Annotated in this window: 17 protein-coding genes; 10 read left to right on the top strand and 7 right to left on the bottom strand. The window is 70.8% G+C overall.

The window, feature by feature from the left end:
- Positions 1–147 precede the first annotated feature (147 nt).
- Positions 148–525 (bottom strand): hypothetical protein, encoded by a 378-nt coding sequence (locus ASG51_RS06740; RefSeq protein WP_056213166.1) that lies wholly within the window; start codon positions 523–525, stop codon positions 148–150.
- Positions 526–946: 421 nt separating this feature from the next.
- Here ASG51_RS06740 and ASG51_RS06735 point away from each other — a divergent pair, with 421 nt between their 5' ends.
- From ASG51_RS06735 to ASG51_RS06725, 3 genes are all read left to right on the top strand, one after another.
- Positions 947–1762, top strand: coding sequence for a PRC-barrel domain-containing protein (locus ASG51_RS06735; protein ID WP_056274231.1), 816 nt, complete (start codon positions 947–949; stop codon positions 1760–1762).
- 140 nt (positions 1763–1902) lie between these two features.
- The gene (locus ASG51_RS06730; RefSeq protein WP_244480083.1) at positions 1903–3111 is read left to right on the top strand and encodes an MFS transporter; all 1209 of its coding nucleotides are present in this window, start codon (positions 1903–1905) and stop codon (positions 3109–3111) included.
- A 255-nt stretch (positions 3112–3366) separates the two neighbouring features.
- On the top strand, positions 3367–5130 hold the full coding sequence (locus ASG51_RS06725) for an ABC transporter ATP-binding protein (RefSeq protein WP_056213159.1): 1764 nt from the start codon (positions 3367–3369) through the stop codon (positions 5128–5130).
- A 207-nt stretch (positions 5131–5337) separates the two neighbouring features.
- Here the strand turns inward: ASG51_RS06725 and phaZ are convergent, their stop codons facing one another.
- Positions 5338–6552 (bottom strand): polyhydroxyalkanoate depolymerase, encoded by a 1215-nt coding sequence (gene phaZ / locus ASG51_RS06720; protein WP_056274239.1) that lies wholly within the window; start codon positions 6550–6552, stop codon positions 5338–5340.
- A 374-nt stretch (positions 6553–6926) separates the two neighbouring features.
- Between phaZ and ASG51_RS06715 the strand changes: the two genes are divergently transcribed.
- Together ASG51_RS06715 and ASG51_RS06710 are read left to right on the top strand one after the other, a co-directional pair.
- A complete protein-coding gene (locus ASG51_RS06715; RefSeq protein WP_056379850.1) occupies positions 6927–7583 on the top strand; it encodes a glutathione S-transferase family protein in 657 nt (218 codons plus the stop codon).
- A 245-nt stretch (positions 7584–7828) separates the two neighbouring features.
- Complete coding sequence (locus ASG51_RS06710) at positions 7829–8098, top strand: hypothetical protein (protein WP_056213152.1); 270 nt, start codon at positions 7829–7831, stop codon at positions 8096–8098.
- Positions 8099–8202: 104 nt separating this feature from the next.
- On the opposite strand, the gene ASG51_RS06705 is transcribed toward ASG51_RS06710, so the two are convergent.
- Both ASG51_RS06705 and ASG51_RS06700 read right to left on the bottom strand, forming a co-directional pair.
- Complete coding sequence (locus ASG51_RS06705; RefSeq protein ID WP_056379846.1) at positions 8203–9636, bottom strand: ATP-binding protein; 1434 nt, start codon at positions 9634–9636, stop codon at positions 8203–8205.
- Positions 9633–10361: a response regulator gene (locus ASG51_RS06700; RefSeq protein ID WP_056213417.1), complete on the bottom strand. Its 729-nt coding sequence runs from the start codon at positions 10359–10361 to the stop codon at positions 9633–9635. The genes ASG51_RS06705 and ASG51_RS06700 overlap by 4 nt, the downstream gene beginning before the upstream one ends.
- A 298-nt stretch (positions 10362–10659) precedes the next feature.
- Here ASG51_RS06700 and ASG51_RS06695 point away from each other — a divergent pair, with 298 nt between their 5' ends.
- The 4 genes from ASG51_RS06695 to ASG51_RS06680 all read left to right on the top strand — a co-directional run bounded on the left by ASG51_RS06695 (position 10660) and on the right by ASG51_RS06680 (position 13439).
- Entirely contained in the window at positions 10660–10938 is a 279-nt protein-coding gene (locus ASG51_RS06695; RefSeq protein ID WP_056379972.1) for an accessory factor UbiK family protein, read from the top strand.
- A 303-nt stretch (positions 10939–11241) separates the two neighbouring features.
- Complete coding sequence (locus ASG51_RS06690; RefSeq protein ID WP_055957499.1) at positions 11242–11745, top strand: YbjN domain-containing protein; 504 nt, start codon at positions 11242–11244, stop codon at positions 11743–11745.
- Entirely contained in the window at positions 11742–12569 is an 828-nt protein-coding gene (gene proC, locus ASG51_RS06685) for a pyrroline-5-carboxylate reductase (protein WP_056379844.1), read from the top strand. Before ASG51_RS06690 ends, proC begins: the two co-directional genes overlap by 4 nt.
- Before the next feature lie 66 nt (positions 12570–12635).
- Complete coding sequence (locus ASG51_RS06680) at positions 12636–13439, top strand: TetR/AcrR family transcriptional regulator (protein WP_244480076.1); 804 nt, start codon at positions 12636–12638, stop codon at positions 13437–13439.
- A gap of 4 nt (positions 13440–13443) precedes the next feature.
- Here ASG51_RS06680 and ASG51_RS06675 read toward each other — a convergent pair whose 3' ends face one another.
- Positions 13444–13797, bottom strand: coding sequence for a cupin domain-containing protein (locus tag ASG51_RS06675; protein ID WP_056379843.1), 354 nt, complete (start codon positions 13795–13797; stop codon positions 13444–13446).
- Between the two features lie 745 nt (positions 13798–14542).
- On the opposite strand from ASG51_RS06675, the gene ASG51_RS06670 reads away from it, so the two are divergent.
- On the top strand, positions 14543–14974 hold the full coding sequence (locus ASG51_RS06670; RefSeq protein ID WP_056379841.1) for a hypothetical protein: 432 nt from the start codon (positions 14543–14545) through the stop codon (positions 14972–14974).
- Positions 14975–15077: 103 nt separating this feature from the next.
- Here ASG51_RS06670 and ASG51_RS23930 read toward each other — a convergent pair whose 3' ends face one another.
- Together ASG51_RS23930 and ASG51_RS06665 are read right to left on the bottom strand one after the other, a co-directional pair.
- Positions 15078–15215, bottom strand: a complete 138-nt coding sequence (locus ASG51_RS23930; protein WP_156389601.1) for a hypothetical protein — start codon at positions 15213–15215, stop codon at positions 15078–15080.
- 98 nt (positions 15216–15313) lie between these two features.
- Positions 15314–16453 carry an HPP family protein gene (locus tag ASG51_RS06665; RefSeq protein ID WP_056379840.1) on the bottom strand — a complete coding sequence of 380 codons (1140 nt, stop codon included), beginning with the start codon at positions 16451–16453 and terminating at the stop codon, positions 15314–15316.
- Positions 16454–16577: the final 124 nt, after the last annotated feature.

The following is a 16577-nucleotide window of genomic DNA, read 5'->3' as shown; positions in this document are numbered from 1 at the left end:
CGGGGTCAGGAGGCGCGCCCCGACGCGGCGCGACACCCGCGCGAGGCCGGCCCCCGCGAGGCTGGGCGGCGTCGCGGGGCCGGACCTTCGGACGCGGACGTTCCGACCTCGGCCCTCAGGTCTCGGCCGTCAGAACGAACCCGGTCGTCAGAACTTGCCGCCGAGACCGACGCTGCCGCCCTGCCCCATCTGGGGGGCGAGGCCGCCGGAGCTCGACCGGCTCGTGGTCTCGCCCTCGATGTCCTCGCGGCGGATCCGGCGCTCCTCGTTCGCGGCAGCGCGGCTCTGGCCGCCGGCGGAGCTCGGCAGGTTGAGGCGGCGCGTCGGCGCGGTCTGCAGCGGGCCCCCGTCGGGGTCGACCTCGGCGGAGCGGCTGCGCTGGGGACCCGGCACCGCGCCGCGCATGGAGGGCGGCGGCCCGACCTCCGTCTCGGGCATCACGCCGCCGCCGCCGCCGAGCGCTTGGCACCCGGCGAGCGCGGCGGCAACGAGCGCGACGGCGCAGGCTCTGGACGGAAGGGACATCGGGTCTGGTCCTCGGTAACACCGGCGACCGCATTCGGACGCCCACGCAAGCTATTCGCCTCTGTACGACGCAGATTTGTCGAAAACCAGACACGCTCCGGTGCGCAAGAGGATTGCGGCCACGCTTGGCCCGGTGCCAGAGTGCTGGTCTCGGAACCCAGATCGGTCGCAGCCCGGTCCGTTTCTTGCGCGCGATCGCTTCGTCCTGCTGTCCCCGGGGTCCGTGTCATCCCTCCCCGGGGATCGGCAGGAAGGGACGCCGCTCGCGCGTCCCTTCCTGCCGCCCATCCACAACTTCGCCTTGGTCCACGCGCAATGAGGCCGGAACCGCCCGTCAGGCGGAACCCGCCGCCCAAGCTTCCATTGTGTCAGGCCGGCGAGACGCACCATTCGGGGAACGCGCGTGTTCAGAACTGTCCGGATGATCGCCACTGCGACGATCACCCTGTTGGCCGCCTCCGCGGCCGCCGAGACCCCGGCCGCGCCGGGCAAGGACGCCGCGCCGAGCTCCGGCGAGGTGACGACGGGCTCGTCCACGCCGCCGGCGTCCGCCCCGGTCCCGACGCCGGCGCCGCCAACCCAAGCGCAGCCGGCTCAAGCGCCCGCGCAACCCGCTCCGGTTCCTGCCCCGGCGCCCGCCCAGCCGGCGGCGCCCGGGACGCCGCCCGTGGCCGGCCCGCCCGCGCCGAGCGCGCCCGCCGCCGGGGCGCCCGCGACGGGCACGCCCGCCACCGTTCTCGACACCCAGGATTACGAGGGCGTCCTCGGCAAGGCCGTGCGCAGCTCCACCGGCGAGGATATGGGGCGGATCATCGACATCATCCTCGACAAGGACGGGCGTCCGCGCGCGGCCATCATCGATTTCGGCGGCTTCCTCGGCGTCGGCTCCCGCAAGATCGCGGTGGACTGGCGCGCCATGCGCTTCACCACCGACGGCAAGGCGAGCCGGCCGGTGCTCCAGCTCAGCCGCAACCAGGTCCGCGTCTCGCCGGAATACAAGCCGGGCGAGCCGATCGTGGTGCTCGGCCCGGCGAGCCCGGCCGCTCCGGCCGAGGGCGAGCAGGCGGCGGCCCCGGTCCAGGGTCCGGTCGCGCCGCCGGCGCCCGTCGCGTCGCCTCCGGCCGCCGGTCCCGCCCCGACGACCGCGCCCGCCGCCACGATGCCGCCCGCCCCGGTCGCCGCGCCGGCGCCTGAGAAAGCGCCGGACAAACCGGCCGAGAAGTCGCCGGATCGATGACGGTCCCGCTTCCGAAGGATCGCCGGGCCCTCAAGCCGCGGGAGGTGGCGCGTCCGGAGTTCCGGCCGCGGTCGCTCCCGCGCCGCGACGCCCTCACGGACGACGCCCCGTCGGCGACGGCAGCGGAGAACCCGGCCGACATGAAGGTGATCTCGCGCCGGAGCACGCGCGGCCTCGACGGGTTCGCGTTCTTCGTGGCGAACCTCCAGACCGGCTTCGGCCCGTTCCTGGCCGTCTACTTCACCCAGGCGAAGTGGACGCAGTCCGATATCGGCTTCGCGCTGACCGTCGGGAGCCTCGTGAGCCTGCTCGGCCAGGTGCCCGGCGGCGCCTTCGTGGACGCGGTGCACGCGCGCCGGTTCGCCGCCGGCTTCTCGGTCGTGGCCATCGCGCTGAGCGCCTTCGCGCTGGCGATGTGGCCGAACTTCCTCGTCGTGCTCCTGGCCATGGCCGCCCACTCGGCGGCGAGCTGCATCCTCACCCCCGCCATCGCGGCGATCAGCATCGGCCTCGTCGGGCATGCCCGGGCGGGCGAGCGGCTGGGCCGCAATGCCAGCTTCTCGGCCCTCGGCAATGCCGTGGCCGCCGCCGGCATGGGCGCCTGCGGCTACTACCTCTCGAACGACGCGGTGTTCTACCTGACCGCCGCCCTGATGGTGCCGACCCTGATCGCGCTGTCGCGGATCCGGCCGGAGGAGATCGACGGGCCGGCCCACGTCAAGGCGAGCGGGACCGCCGGCGCGGGCCGGGGCGAGGCCGGCCTGCGCGCCCTCCTCACCAACCGCGCGCTCCTGTGCTTCGGCGCCTGCATGACCCTGTTCTTCCTCGCCAACGCGGCGATGCTGCCGCTCGTGGGCAGCATGCTGACCCTGCGGGCCAGCGAGACCGCCACGGCGCTGATCGCCGCCTGCATCGTGGTGCCCCAGGTCGTCCTTGCGGTGTCGGCGCCCACCATCGGGCGGCTGGCCGAGCGCTGGGGCCGCCGCCCGCTGCTGCTCCTCGGCTTCGCCGCCCTGCCGATCCGCGGGCTGCTCTTCGCCTACGTCGACAGCCCGGAACTCCTCGTGGCGGTGCAGGTCTTCGACGGCATCTCGGCGGCGGTGTTCGGCGTGATGGTGCCCCTCGTGGTCTCGGACGCCACCCGCAAGACCGGCCACTTCAACCTCGCCCTCGGCGCGGTCGGCACCGCCATGGGCATCGGCGCCGCCCTGTCCACCTCGCTCGCCGGCGTGATGGCGGATCGGCTCGGCAGCCACACCGCGTTCCTGGGCCTCGCGATCGTGGGCTTCGCGGCCTTCGCCCTCGTGGCGCTCATCATGCCCGAGACGCGCCGCGACCCCGCGGTGTAACCTCGGGCGGGTCCGCGGACGGATCCGGGCGGCATCGAATTCGCTTGCCGCTCAAGCGACGTTCAGGTTTGCACGCTAAAACGCGCAAACCTCCGCCAGACACTGCAACGCTTGCGTCCGCTTCGCGTTGCGAGTCCGGGGGGCTCCGAAACCTGTGTGGGGCACGCGCGGGAAACCAGGGTCCGCGAGGACGCCTTAACAGTAGCCGGTCCACCCTACGTCCGGGCGGGCCTCGAAATCGGGACGGTCACCGCGATGGAAGACCTCTGCGTTTATGCCGATAGGCCGTTCGCCTTCGTGGGACGCTATCTGCGCCGGCGCGCCCTGCCGCACCTCGTCATCCTGTGCGCCGTGCTCGGCGCCGTGGGCTTCTCCGTCAGCACGGACTATGCCCTGAAGGGCGTCGTGGATGCGCTGAGCAAGGGCCCGCAGGCCGGCCTGATCTGGGGCGCCCTCGCCCTTCTCATCGCCTTCATCGCGGCCGACAACATGCTCTGGCGCGTGGCGAGCCTCGTCGGCTCGTTCACCTTCGTGGGCGTCACCGGCGACATCCGGCGCGACCTGTTCCGGCACATGACCGGGCACTCGCCGACCTTCTTCGCCGACCGGCAGCCCGGCACCCTGGCCTCGCGCATCACCGCCACCTCGAACGCGATCTTCACGGTCGAGAACATGTTCGTGTTCAACGTGATGCCGCCCTGCGTCGCGGCCTTCGGCTCGATCCTCTACATCGCCACCGTCAACCTCACGATGGCCCTGGTGCTGGCCGGCATCTTCGCCGCCGTGGTGCTGCTGATGTTCAAGATGGCGGCGGCCGGAAAGCCGCTGCACCACGACTTCGCCGCCAAGGCCGCCTCGGTGGATGGCGAGATGGTCGATCTCGTCGGCAACATGCCGCTGGTCCGGGCCTTCTCGGCCTTCAAGCGCGAGTATACCCGCTTCGACGGGACCATCGGCCAGGAGATGCGCTCGCGCCGCTCGTCGCTGCTCTACCTCGAGAAGCTGCGCATCGTGCACGCGATCCTGACGGTGCTGGCGGTGCTCGGCCTGCTCTACTGGGCGATCACCATGTGGGAAGCGGGCCAGGCGACCAACGGCCAGGTCGTGCTCGTCTGCACCCTGGGCATCCGCATTCTCGCCGCGACCCGCGACCTCGCCGTGGCGCTGGTGGACGCGACGCAGCACACCGCCCGTCTCTCGGAGGCGCTCCACACGCTGCTGCAGCCCCACGACCTGATCGATCACCCGGAGGCCGAGCCCCTCACCGGCACCGGGGCCGAGATCACCTTCGACCACGTCGCCTTCTCCTACCCGGACGGGCGCGGCGTCTTCACCGACTTCGACCTCGTGATCCAGCCGGGCCAGCGGGTCGGCCTCGTCGGCAAGTCGGGCGGCGGAAAGTCGACCCTGTTCTCCCTGCTGCAGCGCTTCTACGACGCGCAGGGCGGCCGTCTCCTGATCAACGGCCAGGACATCCAGCGCATCACCCAGGAATCCCTGCGCGAGGCCATCACGGTGGTGCCGCAGGACGTCTCGATGTTCCACCGGACCCTACGCGAGAACATCCGCTACGGCCGGCCCGATGCGTCGGACGAGGACGTCTGGAAGGCCGCGGCCGCCGCCCACTGCACCGACTTCATCGACGCGCTGCCCGAGGGCTTCGACACCATCGTGGGCGACCGCGGCGTGAAGCTCTCCGGCGGCCAGCGCCAGCGCATCGCCATCGCGCGGGCCATCCTCAAGGACTCGCCGATCCTGCTCCTCGACGAAGCGACCTCGGCCCTTGACGCCGAGTCCGAGGAGGCGATCCGCCATGCCCTCGCCAATCTGATGAAGGGCCGCACGGTCATCGCGATCGCGCACCGCCTCTCGACCCTGAGGGACTTCGACCGGATCGTGGTGCTGGAAGGTGGCCGCATCATCCAGGACGGGTCGCCCGACAAGCTGACCCATCTCGACGGCTTCTACCGCGAGCTGATGAAGAAGGAATCCATGTCGATGGCGCTCGCCGCCGCCTGAGGCGCGCGGGACGACGCACCCGACCCGTCGACACCGACCGGCGCCCTCCCCCCCCCGCGGGGAGGGCGTTTTGCCGTTGGGATGCGAAGCCGGCCCCGCTGGGCGGTCTCCTGGGCGCGCACCGCGATCCGAGCGGTTCGGCCGCACCGGAAACCGTTCGACGCGGTCGCCCGCGCCGTCGGGATGGTCCGGCGGGACGCCGTCGGCTCAGTTGTGCGACTGGATGAAGTTGCGCACCAGCGGGTAGGTCTGGCTCTCCCACTTGCGGCCCGAGAAGACGCCGTAATGGCCGACGCCGGCCTGGAGGTGATGGCTCTTCATGTGGTGCGGCAGGCTGGAGCAGAGGTCGTGCGCCGCCATGGTCTGGCCCACGGCGCAGATGTCGTCGCGCTCCCCCTCGACCGTCATGAGCGCGGTCTTGCGAATGGCGCCCATGTCGATCGGATTGCCACGATAGGTCAGTTCGTTCTTGGCCAGGGTGTAATCCTGGAACACGGTCTTGACCGTCTCGATGTAGAACTCCGCCGCGAGGTCGAGGACGGCGAAATACTCGTCGTAGAAGCCCTCGATCTGGCGCGCCTTCTCGGTCTCCCCGTTGGCGAGATGCCAGAACAGGTCGGCATGGCCCTGGACGTGGCGCTTGGCGTTCATCGAGACGAAGGCCGAGACCTGCATGAAGCCCGGATAGACCCGCCGCCCGGCGCCCTTGTGCCGCTCGGGCACGGTGGCGATCAGGTTCTTCTCGAACCACGCGATCGGCTTCGAGGTGGCGAGGTGGTTCACCGAGGTCGGCGAGATCCGGCAATCCACCGGGCCGGCCATCAGCGTCATGCTGCGGGGATGCGCCACGTCCTTCGAATGCGCCATCACGGCCGCGGCGGCCAAAGCCTGCACGGCCGGCTGGCACACGGCGACGAGATGGGCCCCCTCCCCGATCACCCCGAGGAACTGCACGAGGTGGTCGACATAGTCGTCGAAGCCGAAGGGGCCGGCCTCGAGGGGCACGTCGCGGGCATTGTGCCAGTCGGTGATGTAGACGTCGTGATCGGGCAGCAGGGTGCGCACCGTGCCGCGCAGCAGCGTGGCGAAATGGCCCGACAGGGGCGCCACCACGAGGACGCGGGGCTGATCAGTGTCGATGTCCTTCTTGAACCGCAGCAGGGTCCCGAACGGCGTCGCGAACGCCGTCTCCTCGGTCACCGGCACCTCGCGGTTGCCCACCGTCACGCTGTCGATGCCGTAGGCGGGGCGCGAGAAGGTCAAGCCGGCCCGCATCATCATCCGGGCGCCGGCCGACCACCAGCTCAACGGCTCCTTGAAGCCGGCCGCGGTCCAGGGCGAAACGGCGTCGTGGACGAGCCGTCCCCAGGCGCGCGTCTGCTCCGCCAGATCCGACTGGGCATCGAAGGCACGATAGAGCATGCAGCCCGAACTCCTACGCGAACGGTCAAATCGCAGATCGTCCGCGGCAAGCGGGCGCGACGGCAGAGCCGCCGACGATGGGGCGCTAGGCTGCGGCAGGCTGGGCCCGGACGCAACGGCCTTAACGTGTGATATCCTGCGGTTGTTGTGCGTATGCATCACCGGAGACATGTCGCACGTCGCATCGGAATAACAGGTGAACAACGCATCGCCGGTGGTCGTGACTGTGAAAGGTCAACCGTCACGGTGGGAAAAAGCTCCCGTGTCCGCCGAGCATGCGGCGGGTGAACCGGAAACATCCTGCGTGTCGGGGCCTCGGGCGGCACAAGTCTTGGATCACGTGTCGGCGAGGGACCAACAGGGGGGACGGATCGATGCCCGCGGCAACGCTGACGATTTCAAGCCGGAACTACTCGTCGTGGTCGCTGCGGGGTTGGCTGGTCTGCCGCATGGCCGGCCTCGACTTCGAGACGGAGCTTCTGTCGGGGAACGACGCCTCCACCCGGGCGGAGCTGCTGCACCTGTCGCCGTCGTTCCTCGTGCCCCGCCTGGTCCACGGCGAGATCATCGTCTGGGACACTCTCGCCATCGCCCAGTATCTCAACGAGATCCGTCCCGAGGCGGGGTTCCTGCCGCCCAATGCGGTGGCGCGCGCCCATTGCCGCTCGATCTCGGGCGAGATGCATGGCGGCTTCATCAACCTGCGTTCCGCGCTTCCGATGAACCTCAAGGCGCGCCACGCCAACTTCAGGATCTTCAACGGCGCGCGCGGCGATATCGAGCGCATCATCACGATCGTCGACGAATGCCTGGGGCGCTACGACGGCCCGTTCCTGTTCGGCGAGACGCCGAGCCTCGCCGATGCCATGTACGCCCCCGTGTGCACGCGGTTCCGCACCTACGACGTGAGCCTGCCGCGCAGGACCGAGGCCTATCGCGACACCATCCTGGCCTGGCCGCTGATGACGGAATGGGCGGCGGACGCGGCGCGGGAGCCCGACGAGATCGAGGAACTCGACATGGAGTTCTAAGGTCCCGAGCTCTGAGGCCCCGAGGTCCGAAACTCCGAGGTCCGAAACTCCGGGTTCCGAACCTCCGCGTTCCGAAGCGCCGCGACGTCGGGGCCACAAGGGTCCGGGGCACAGCGTCGGCGCCCCGCCGCGCCTACGTGCGCGGTGGCACGTCGTCCCGGTCGGACGCGTCCCATATCACGCTCACCGCAGTCGAGACGCAGGGACATACGGTCCTCGTCTCACACAAGAGTGATATTCTTTCGATGAAACATCGTCTTTTCGCCCTCGCCGCCGCGACTGTTCTTGCCGTTGCGGCCCCGGCGACCGGCAGCTTCGCGCTCGATCGCGTCGCGCCGACCTACGGCGATGTGCCGGCCTCGCGCTACGACGACATCACGACGGGGTCGATCCGCTCCTACGACGTCCCGGTGACCGGCCGTTGTGCGGACAATTCGGCGAGCCAGGGCAACGCCAACCAGCAGAACTTCCCGGTCCAGCAATACGGCCAGACCTCGGGCGGCCCGCGCTGCTGACGCCCTGACGGGGTGACGCAAGCCGGCGCGGAGCGCCCGGCCTCGCGGTAAGGCCCGCCCCGGGAGGGGCGGGTCTTCTTTGCTTCTGCGCCCCTCCGGCGCAATCAGGCGGCGGCGGCGCGGTGGTCCGCATCGACCGTGACGCCCGCTGGGGTCGCCTGGGCGGTGGCGGCGCGCGGCAATTCGATCCGCGCCGTGAGGCCCCGCGGGGTCCGGTTGCGCAGGGTGAAGCGACCCTCGTGCGAATCCGCGATGGCGAGCACGATGGACAGGCCGAGGCCGAAGCCGCTGGCGGTGTCGAGGTTGCGCGCCCGGTCGCCGCGCACGAAGGGCTGGAGCATCGCGTCCCGCTCCGCCTCCGGGATGCCGGGGCCGTCGTCGCTGACCTCTACGGCGACGCCGCGCTCGGTCTGGGTCACCGTCAGCCGCGCCGCGCCGCCATACTTCACCGCGTTGTCCACGAGGTTCATGATCGCGCGCTGAAGCTCCTCCGGTCGGCCCTGGACCAGCACGTGGCGGGTCTCGGCCACCCGGACGTCGGCGCCGATATCAGCGAACTCGTCGGCGACGGTCTGGACGATGGAGGCGAGGTCGATCAGCATCTTCGCGCCCCCCTCCGGGCCGTGGCCGTCCCGCACGAAGGACAGGGCCGCCTCCACGAGGCCGTTCATCTGGTCGAGGTCCCGCAGGGTCATGGTCCGCGCGTGATCGTCCTCGATGAACTCGGCGCGCAGGCGCAGGCGGGTGATCGGGGTGCGCAGGTCGTGGCTGATGGCCGCGAGCATCTGGGTGCGGTCGTCGATCAGGCGCCGCACGCGGGCCCGCATCCGGTCGAGGGCGCGGGACAGGGCGACGACCTCGCGCGGGCCGTTCTCGGGCAGATCCACCAGGTTCATGCGGGTGCCGAACACGTCCGCGGCCTCGGCGAGGCGCGCCAGGGGCGCCGTCAGCGCCCGCGTGGCCCAGAGGCAGATCAGCGAGACGGCCACGCCCAGGAACACGAAGGTGAAGATGATCGCGCCCTGCCGCATGGGCGGGCGGTCGTCGTCCGGCACCAGGGCGGAGAGCCGGGCGCCGCCCGGCGTCGCGAGGCCCACGCGCACGCCCGTGGGCGCCTCCGCCGGTCGCTTGGCCGCCGACAGGTCGGTGATGGCGAGGGGGCGTCCGAAGCCGTCGCGCAGGCGCTGGACCACGAAATGATCGCCGATCCGATCGCCGCCGGCCGGCTCCGTGGCGGCGGCCCCGGCATCGGTCGCGTCCCAGGGCTCGATCCGCAGGGTCGGCAGCATCCGGGCGGCGTTGGCCAGGAGCGCCGGGCGATCGGCCGGGCTCGCACCGTCGAGGAGGCGGGCGACGGTGGCGAGGCGGTTCGCGGCGACGCCGGGATGGTCGTCGGGCCGCCAGGGCTCGCGCAGGGTGAAGAAGGCCAGCGTCGCCATGGCGTGGGCCAGGACCACGGCGGCGACGATGAGCAGGGCGATCTGCCCGGCGACGCTCGACGGCACGAGGGCGCGCAGGCGGCTCCAGGGGGGCCTCATGTGCGGGTGACCTCGGGCGTGAACAGATAGCCGCCGGAGCGGATGGTGCGGATGATCTCCGGGTTGCGCGGATCCGGCTCGATCTTCTGGCGGATGCGGCTGATCAGGACGTCGATGCTGCGCTCGAACGGGCCGGCGGCGCGCCCCTGCGTCAGGTCGAGAAGCTGGTCGCGGGAAAGCACCCGGCCGGGACGCAGGCAGAGGGCGTGCAGCAGGTCGAACTCCGCCCCCGTGATGGCGATGCGCGCGTCCTCCGGGCTGAGGAGCTGGCGCAGGGAGACGTCGAGGGTCCAGCCCAGGAAGTGGAGGCGGCGTACGCCCTCCTCCGCCTCGGCCTCCGTGCCCGAGCCCCGCCGCAGGATGGCGCGGATGCGTGCCAGGAGCTCGCGCGGGTTGAAGGGCTTGCCGAGATAGTCGTCGGCGCCGATCTCGAGGCCGATGATGCGGTCGATCTCCTCGGCCTTGGCGGTGAGCATCAGGATGGGAATGCGCGAGGTGGCGCGCAGGCGTCGGCACAGGCTCAGGCCGTCCTCGCCCGGGAGCATCAGGTCGAGCACGACGAGGTCGACGCGGGCATCGGCCAGGACCTTGTCCATGGCTGCCCCGTCCCCGGCGAGGCTGACCCGGCACTCGTTGGCGCGCAGGTAGCGGGCGACGAGGGCGCTGATCTCGCGGTCGTCCTCCACGAGGAGGATGTGCGGATGGGTCGTGGTCGTCTGCGTCATGGTCCCGAGCATCGCGGCTCCCTCCGCATCCGGGGCCGGTGCCCGGCTCTCCTGCGGATCTGTCAACGCGCGACTATGCGCCGGCACGCCCGGAGTTCGAAGGGCCGGCGGGGCAGGATTTTGTAAACGCCTGTTTCGCGCGGCCCCATCGGACAACGGCGGAAACATTCCCGTCGGGGCTCTCGAAGCACCGGCGCGGATTGCCGGGACGCGCGGGGATTCTTATGTCGTGCCGCACAGGCGCCGGTCTCGTGGCCGTCACGGACGGATGGCGGCCTCATTGCTCCGGGAGACGACGATGCAAGGCTCGAACCGGCTGTTCGACGATTTCGCCCGCCTGATGACCGATGCCGCCGGCGCCGCGCAGGGCGTGCGCCGCGAGGCGGAGACGGTGTTCAAGGCCCAGGTCGAGCGCCTGATCCGCGACATGGACATCGCCTCCCGCGAGGAGCTCGACGTGCTGCGCGACCTCGTCTCGGCGCTGCGCAGCCAGAACGACGCCCTGGCCGCCCGGATCACCGCGCTCGAGGCGAAAGTCGGCCCCGAGCCCGTGGCCGGAGCCAGCGAGGCGATCTGATTCCAGGTTGATTCGCGGGGGCTCCGGCCCCGCCACGCTTGTGCACAGGAAGGAACGGTGGACGGTCGCTTTCCTGTTCACCGGCTTCCCGGGCCGCTTTGAAACGCGAGTCCAGCACGGTCTATAGTGGGTCATGACCTGATTCGCTCCTGCCCCGAAACGCCCTGAACCGAACAGAATCGTTCCCTGCCACACCCGTCCGGGTGGGCTTGGAGCAAGTCCGGAACAGAGGGCCGACGGTCACCGGAGCGCGTTTCACAACGACTTCGCCGATCTTCGACGAGATCGACACACTGGACCGCCATGACCCAACTCCACATCGAAGATCACGATCGGCACGAGCATCCCCTCGACATCGTCGAGCGCCTCGCGTCGCTGCGCGACTGGATCTTCGACCGGGCCGAGACCGACGAGATGTCCGTCTCCGTCGCCGGGCGCTGGGCCGACTACCACGTGGCCTTCACCTGGATCGAGGACGTGGAGGCGCTCCATGTTGCCTCAGCCTTCGACCTCAAGGTGCCGGAGCGCCGGCGCACCGAGATCCTGACGCTGGTCTCCCTGGTCAACGAGCAGCTGTGGGTCGGGCATTTCGACCTGTGGTCCACCGACAACGTCGTGATGTTCCGCCACTCGCTGCTGCTGACCGGCGGCGCGGCCCCGACCCAGGGCCAGTGCACCATGATGCTGAAGTCGGCGGTCGATGCCTGCGAGCGCTACTACCAGGCCTTCCAGTTCGTGCTCTGGGCCGGCAAGTCCGCCCGCGAGGCCCTCGACGCGGTGCTGTTCGAGACCGAAGGCGAGGCGTGAGCGCGCCCGTCGACGCCGCCCTCCCCGCCTCCCTCACCCTGGTGGGGGCCGGCAAGATGGGGGGCGCCATGCTCTCCGGCTGGCTGGCGGGGGGGCTCGACCCCGCCCGGACCACGATCCTGGATCCGCAGGCCTCCCCCGAACTGCAGGCGCTCTGCGCCGCGCGCGGGCTCGCCCTGAACCCCGCCGCGCCCCCGGTCGCGGAGGCCCTGGTGCTCGCCATGAAGCCCCAGGGGCTGGAGGCCGCGGCGCCCGCGCTGGCGCCGCTGATCGGTCCCGGAACCCTGGTGGTGTCGGTGCTGGCGGGCAAGACCATCGCCAACCTGCGCGACCGCCTGCCCGGCGCCCGCGCCATCGTGCGGGCGATGCCGAACCTGCCCGCCAGCATCGGACGGGGGGCCACCGGCGCGGTGGCCAGCCCGGAGGTCGATGACGGGCAGCGGACGCAGGCGCACGCGCTCCTCGCCAGCGTCGGCTTGGTGGAGTGGCTCGACGACGAGGGGCTGATCGACGCCCTGACGGCCGTGTCGGGCTCCGGGCCCGCCTACGTCTTCCTCCTGGCCGAGGCGATGGCCGAGGCGGGCATCGCCGTCGGCCTGCCCGCGGACATGGCCACGCGCCTCGCCCGCGAAACCGTCTCGGGGGCCGCCGCGCTCCTCGCGGCCGATCCCCGGGACGCCGCGCGTCTGCGCCAGGATGTGACCTCGCCGGGCGGCACCACCGCCGAAGCCCTCGCGGTGCTGATGCGCAGCGGCGGCCTGCCGGACCTGATGCGCGAGGCCGTGGACGCGGCGCGGCGCCGCGCCGGGGCCCTCGCGGGCTGAGCCGGACCTGACGATCCGGCCGCGGGACCCTACATGAAGGCCTGATTGGACGAGGATCGCACGACCATGGCCAAACGCCCCGGCTCTCCCAGGCCCGAGACCCAGACGACCGAGACGGACTCCGCCGACACCCTGCCGGTGGCGGCCGCAGCGCCCGAGAAGGCGCTGCCCCCACGCGAGGCGGCCGTCGAGGCGCTGATGCGGCTCGCCGCCGAGCAGCCGTGGAACGACATCGAGATCGGCGACATCGCCCGGGAGGCCGGCCTGACGCTGGCAGAGTTCCGCGACCTGTTCCCCTCGAAGGGCGCCGTACTCGGCGGCCTGTCGCGCCTCATCGACCGCGCGGTGCTGGAGGGCGACACCGCCGATCTCGCCGACGAGCCGACCCGCGAGCGCCTGTTCGACGTGCTGATGCGCCGCCTCGACGCGATGACGCCCTACAAGGACGCCCTGCGCCGGATCTCCTACGCCCTGCGCGGCGATCCGCTCTCGATGCTGGCGTTGAACGGCGTCGCGCTGAACTCGCACCGCTTCATGCTGGCCGCCGCCGGCATCAACACTGAGGGTCCGCTCGGCCGCCTCAAGCTCCAGGGCGTGGTCATTGCCTTCGCCCGCACGGTGGAGGTCTGGCTGGACGACGACGATCCGGCCCTGGCGCGCACTATGGCGCGCCTCGACAAGGAGATCCGCAACGGCGAGCGCTTCATGGAGCGCGCCGACGATGCCCGCCGCCTCACGGCCCCCTTCCGGGCGCTCGGCCGCTCGCTGCTCGACCGCGGCGGCCGTGCGCGCCGGGAACGGCACGCGGCGGACGACCGCAACGAGGATGCGGGCAATCCCCTCGGCGGCGACCCGGCCGCGGCGATCTGAGGCCCTAGGCCCCGGCCGGGCAATCTTTCTCGCCGAGATGGACGGCGAGCCAGACCGTCGGCCGGTCGGGATCCGTGAAGGTGACGCGGTGCACGCACCCGGCCGGGATGAACAGAGTATCGCCCGGCCCGAGCGCGACCTCTGCGTCCGCCAGCGCGACGCGGGCCGCACCCGCGAGGAGCAGCACCCACTCGTCGTGGGCTTGGCGATAGGGCTCGTCCGGCGGCGTGACCTGGCCCTGCGAGACGATGCGCTCGATCCGGCAGCCCGGCCGCGCGAGAAGTTCGGTGAAGACCTCGCCCGCCGCGGCGTCGGGCAGGTTCGCGAGCAGGTTGCCCGCGTGGGCGAGGCGGGTCATGCGGCGGATCCTGATCGTTTGGGCGACTGAAGAAGGGTTCCGACATGAGCGGCCGGAACCGGATTTGCCCGACTGGCCCGTGAGGGTCCGCCATGGACAGGTGTCGGCCCCTTTCGTCGTTTTGCGGACCTGATCCTAACATCGCCTCGGCCTCAGGATAGGCCAACAGTCCGCGTGAAGGGCTCAGCCCATTCGTCGTCGTCTGATCATTCCCCGACTTCCTGCCCGAGAACGCGGACAAAGGGCGCTGAGGAAGGAAGGATTCGATGACGGCTACGCTTCCGTCGAGCGGCGCTTGCCCCCGCGCACTCCCCGACCGCCCCAACCTCGAACACCTGCGAAATGAAGCCAAGTCTCGGTTGAAGCAGATGCGTGCCGCCGATCCGACAGCGCAGCTCGCGATGGTGCAACGCGATCTCGCCCGTGACTACGGTTTCCCCAGTTGGCGCCGGCTCCGGGCGGAGGTCCGGCGGTTGACCGAGGGGCGGACGGAGACCGACAAAGACCGCATGGAGCGGCTCAAGATCGGGCAGGCGCGTCCACGAACGGAAGTCCGGATCGATCCAAAGGTCGTGGACGGATACGTCGGCTTCTACGAACTAACTCCCAAGACCATCATCGTTGTACAGCGGGACGCGAACGATCTCATCGTTCGCCTCACGGGACAGTCGTTTTACTCGATCATCCCGGAAAGCAGTCGAAAATTTTCTATCGAAATCGCAATATCCAGGCACAGATCAGCTTCATGGTCGGTCCAGATGGCACCGCGACCGCCGCCATCCTTCATCAGAACGGGCTTGAACAGACCTCTCCGCGGATCAGGGAAGACCGGGCGAACGCCACCGAGGCACGGCGGGAGGCGCGGCAGGCTGCGAATACGCCGGCCCCTGGAAGTGAAGCGGCTCTGCGTCGGATCATCGAGGCGACTCAGCGGGGCAGCCCGGAACTCGCGCGCATGAGCAAGCCGCTCGCACGGGCGTTCAAGGAGCAGTTGCCGGACAACATGAGGACGGTGAGGTCCTGGGGCGACCTCGTGTCGATCGCCTCCAAGGGCATCTCCCGCGTCGGCGACAGCGATGTCTTCACCGTCATGTTCTCTGCCGCGCACAGCGAATGGCGGCTCACCATGAACGACCCAGAGACGATCGAGAGCGCCAGTTTCCGATTGGCTCCCTAAGACAGGTGCACGGTGCGGGGCGTGCGTCGACCGGCGACGGCGGGCCCCCCTGCCGTTGTAATGGACCACGCAGCCGGCCGGTACGCCTGCCGGCCATCATCCGTCAGGCCCGGCCGAGGAGCCGATGGACCTGCCAGGTCAGCATCATGCTGGCCACCATCAGGGTGGCGTACAGGAGGTGGAGGAGAAGCGGCGCGTCGTGCATCGGCTCGAACCCGTGGGCTTCGGTGCGAGGGAGCACGTCACCTCGCAACAACCGCGCCACGCGCCCGGGACCAAGCGCCGGGCCAAGCGCCCGGGGCGAAGTGTCGGACCAAGCGCCGCCGGCCCCTGCCCCGCTCAGGCCGCCGCGGCCGGGCTCGCGTCGAAGGCCTTGGCGGAGGCGAGGCGCGTCAGCACAGCGAGCAGGTCGGTCTGGGTGATGATCCCGTGGATCCGGCGGTCTTCGCCCGTCACCACCACCGCATGCGCGTGCCCGTTGGTCAGGGGCTCCACCAGGCTCAGCACGGGCTCGGCCGCCCGGGCCGTGTGCGCCTCGGACATCACCTGCGCGAGGCTGCCCTCCCCGCGCAGGGCCAGTTCGCGCAGGCCCAGGGTTCCGGCGAGGCGGCCCGCCTCGTCCACCACCGGCAGGGTCCGGATGTTGTGCCGGAGCAGGAGGTCGCGTGCCCGGGCGAGCGACTCGTGCAGGCCGATCGTCACCACGTCGCGGGACATCACCGCGCCGCAGTCCAGGGCCCCGTGCGCCCGCACCAGGGCCTGGCTCTCGACCTCCCGCAGCAGCCGGTCGAGGTCGCTGCGGTCGATGTCGAGGGTCTCGTTGAGGTTGAGGAGCGCGGCGTCGACGTCGCGGGCGTTGAAGCCGACCCGGATGGGGGCCGGCAGGTCGGTCGTGCCGTGCAGGTTGGCCGGGGGGCCCGACGGGACGTGCGGATAGGTGCGCCCGGAAATCCGGTGGAAGGCGATGCCGAGGCTGACCAGGATGATGGAGTTCAGGCAGACCGGCACGAAGGGGAACAGGAAGCCCGAGGAGGCGATGGCCGGGCCGCCGATGAGCGCGGTGAGCGCCGCGGCCCCGCCCGGCGGATGCAGGCTGCGCGTGAACGACATCGCCGCGATGGCCAGCGAGACGCCGACCCCGATGGCCAGCACCGGATTGGGGATGAAGTGGGCGGCGGTCACGCCGATCAGGGCCGAGATCGTGTTGCCGCCGATGATCGGCCAGGGCTGGGCCAAGGGGCTCGCCGGCACGGCGAAGAGCAGCACCGCCGTGGCCCCCATGGGCGCCACGATGAGGGGAATGTATGGGCCCTGCCCGACCATCCAGCCGGTCACGAGTCCCGTCAGGGCGATGCCGATGAGGGCGCCAAGGCAGCCGATCAGGCGCTCGCGCAGGGTGGCGCCGGCCAGGATCGGCCGGAACAGACGGGCGCCGAGCAGCGCACCGGCCGGGCGGTCGGGACCGGTAGGGTCTGACATCCTCTCCCCCTCGCTCGCGATGCGCACGCTGCACGAGCGAACGCTGAAAATGCAGGCCGACGTCTCTGGTATACCAGTACGACCTTACAGGGCGAGGTCAGAATTGCAAACGGTTCGGGCAGAT

The organism is Methylobacterium sp. Leaf465 (assembly GCF_001424705.1).
Taxonomy (GTDB): Bacteria; Pseudomonadota; Alphaproteobacteria; order Rhizobiales; family Beijerinckiaceae; genus Methylobacterium.
Note: the sequence above shows the minus strand (reverse complement) of the source record. Positions and strands in the feature narration are given on the sequence as shown.

Excerpts from the sequence above, each read along its gene's own strand:
- ASG51_RS06740 (WP_056213166.1), bottom strand. The coding sequence starts at position 525 with ATGTCCCTTCCGTCCAGAGCCTGCGCCGTCGCGCTCGTTGCCGCCGCG.
- ASG51_RS06735 (WP_056274231.1), top strand. The coding sequence starts at position 947 with ATGATCGCCACTGCGACGATCACCCTGTTGGCCGCCTCCGCGGCCGCC.
- ASG51_RS06730 (WP_244480083.1), top strand. The coding sequence starts at position 1,903 with ATGAAGGTGATCTCGCGCCGGAGCACGCGCGGCCTCGACGGGTTCGCG.
- ASG51_RS06725 (WP_056213159.1), top strand. The coding sequence starts at position 3,367 with ATGGAAGACCTCTGCGTTTATGCCGATAGGCCGTTCGCCTTCGTGGGA.
- phaZ (WP_056274239.1), bottom strand. The coding sequence starts at position 6,552 with ATGCTCTATCGTGCCTTCGATGCCCAGTCGGATCTGGCGGAGCAGACG.
- ASG51_RS06715 (WP_056379850.1), top strand. The coding sequence starts at position 6,927 with ATGCCCGCGGCAACGCTGACGATTTCAAGCCGGAACTACTCGTCGTGG.
- ASG51_RS06710 (WP_056213152.1), top strand. The coding sequence starts at position 7,829 with ATGAAACATCGTCTTTTCGCCCTCGCCGCCGCGACTGTTCTTGCCGTT.
- ASG51_RS06705 (WP_056379846.1), bottom strand. The coding sequence starts at position 9,636 with ATGAGGCCCCCCTGGAGCCGCCTGCGCGCCCTCGTGCCGTCGAGCGTC.
- ASG51_RS06700 (WP_056213417.1), bottom strand. The coding sequence starts at position 10,361 with ATGACGCAGACGACCACGACCCATCCGCACATCCTCCTCGTGGAGGAC.
- ASG51_RS06695 (WP_056379972.1), top strand. The coding sequence starts at position 10,660 with ATGCAAGGCTCGAACCGGCTGTTCGACGATTTCGCCCGCCTGATGACC.
- ASG51_RS06690 (WP_055957499.1), top strand. The coding sequence starts at position 11,242 with ATGACCCAACTCCACATCGAAGATCACGATCGGCACGAGCATCCCCTC.
- ASG51_RS06680 (WP_244480076.1), top strand. The coding sequence starts at position 12,636 with ATGGCCAAACGCCCCGGCTCTCCCAGGCCCGAGACCCAGACGACCGAG.
- ASG51_RS06675 (WP_056379843.1), bottom strand. The coding sequence starts at position 13,797 with ATGACCCGCCTCGCCCACGCGGGCAACCTGCTCGCGAACCTGCCCGAC.
- ASG51_RS06670 (WP_056379841.1), top strand. The coding sequence starts at position 14,543 with ATGGTCGGTCCAGATGGCACCGCGACCGCCGCCATCCTTCATCAGAAC.
- ASG51_RS06665 (WP_056379840.1), bottom strand. The coding sequence starts at position 16,453 with ATGTCAGACCCTACCGGTCCCGACCGCCCGGCCGGTGCGCTGCTCGGC.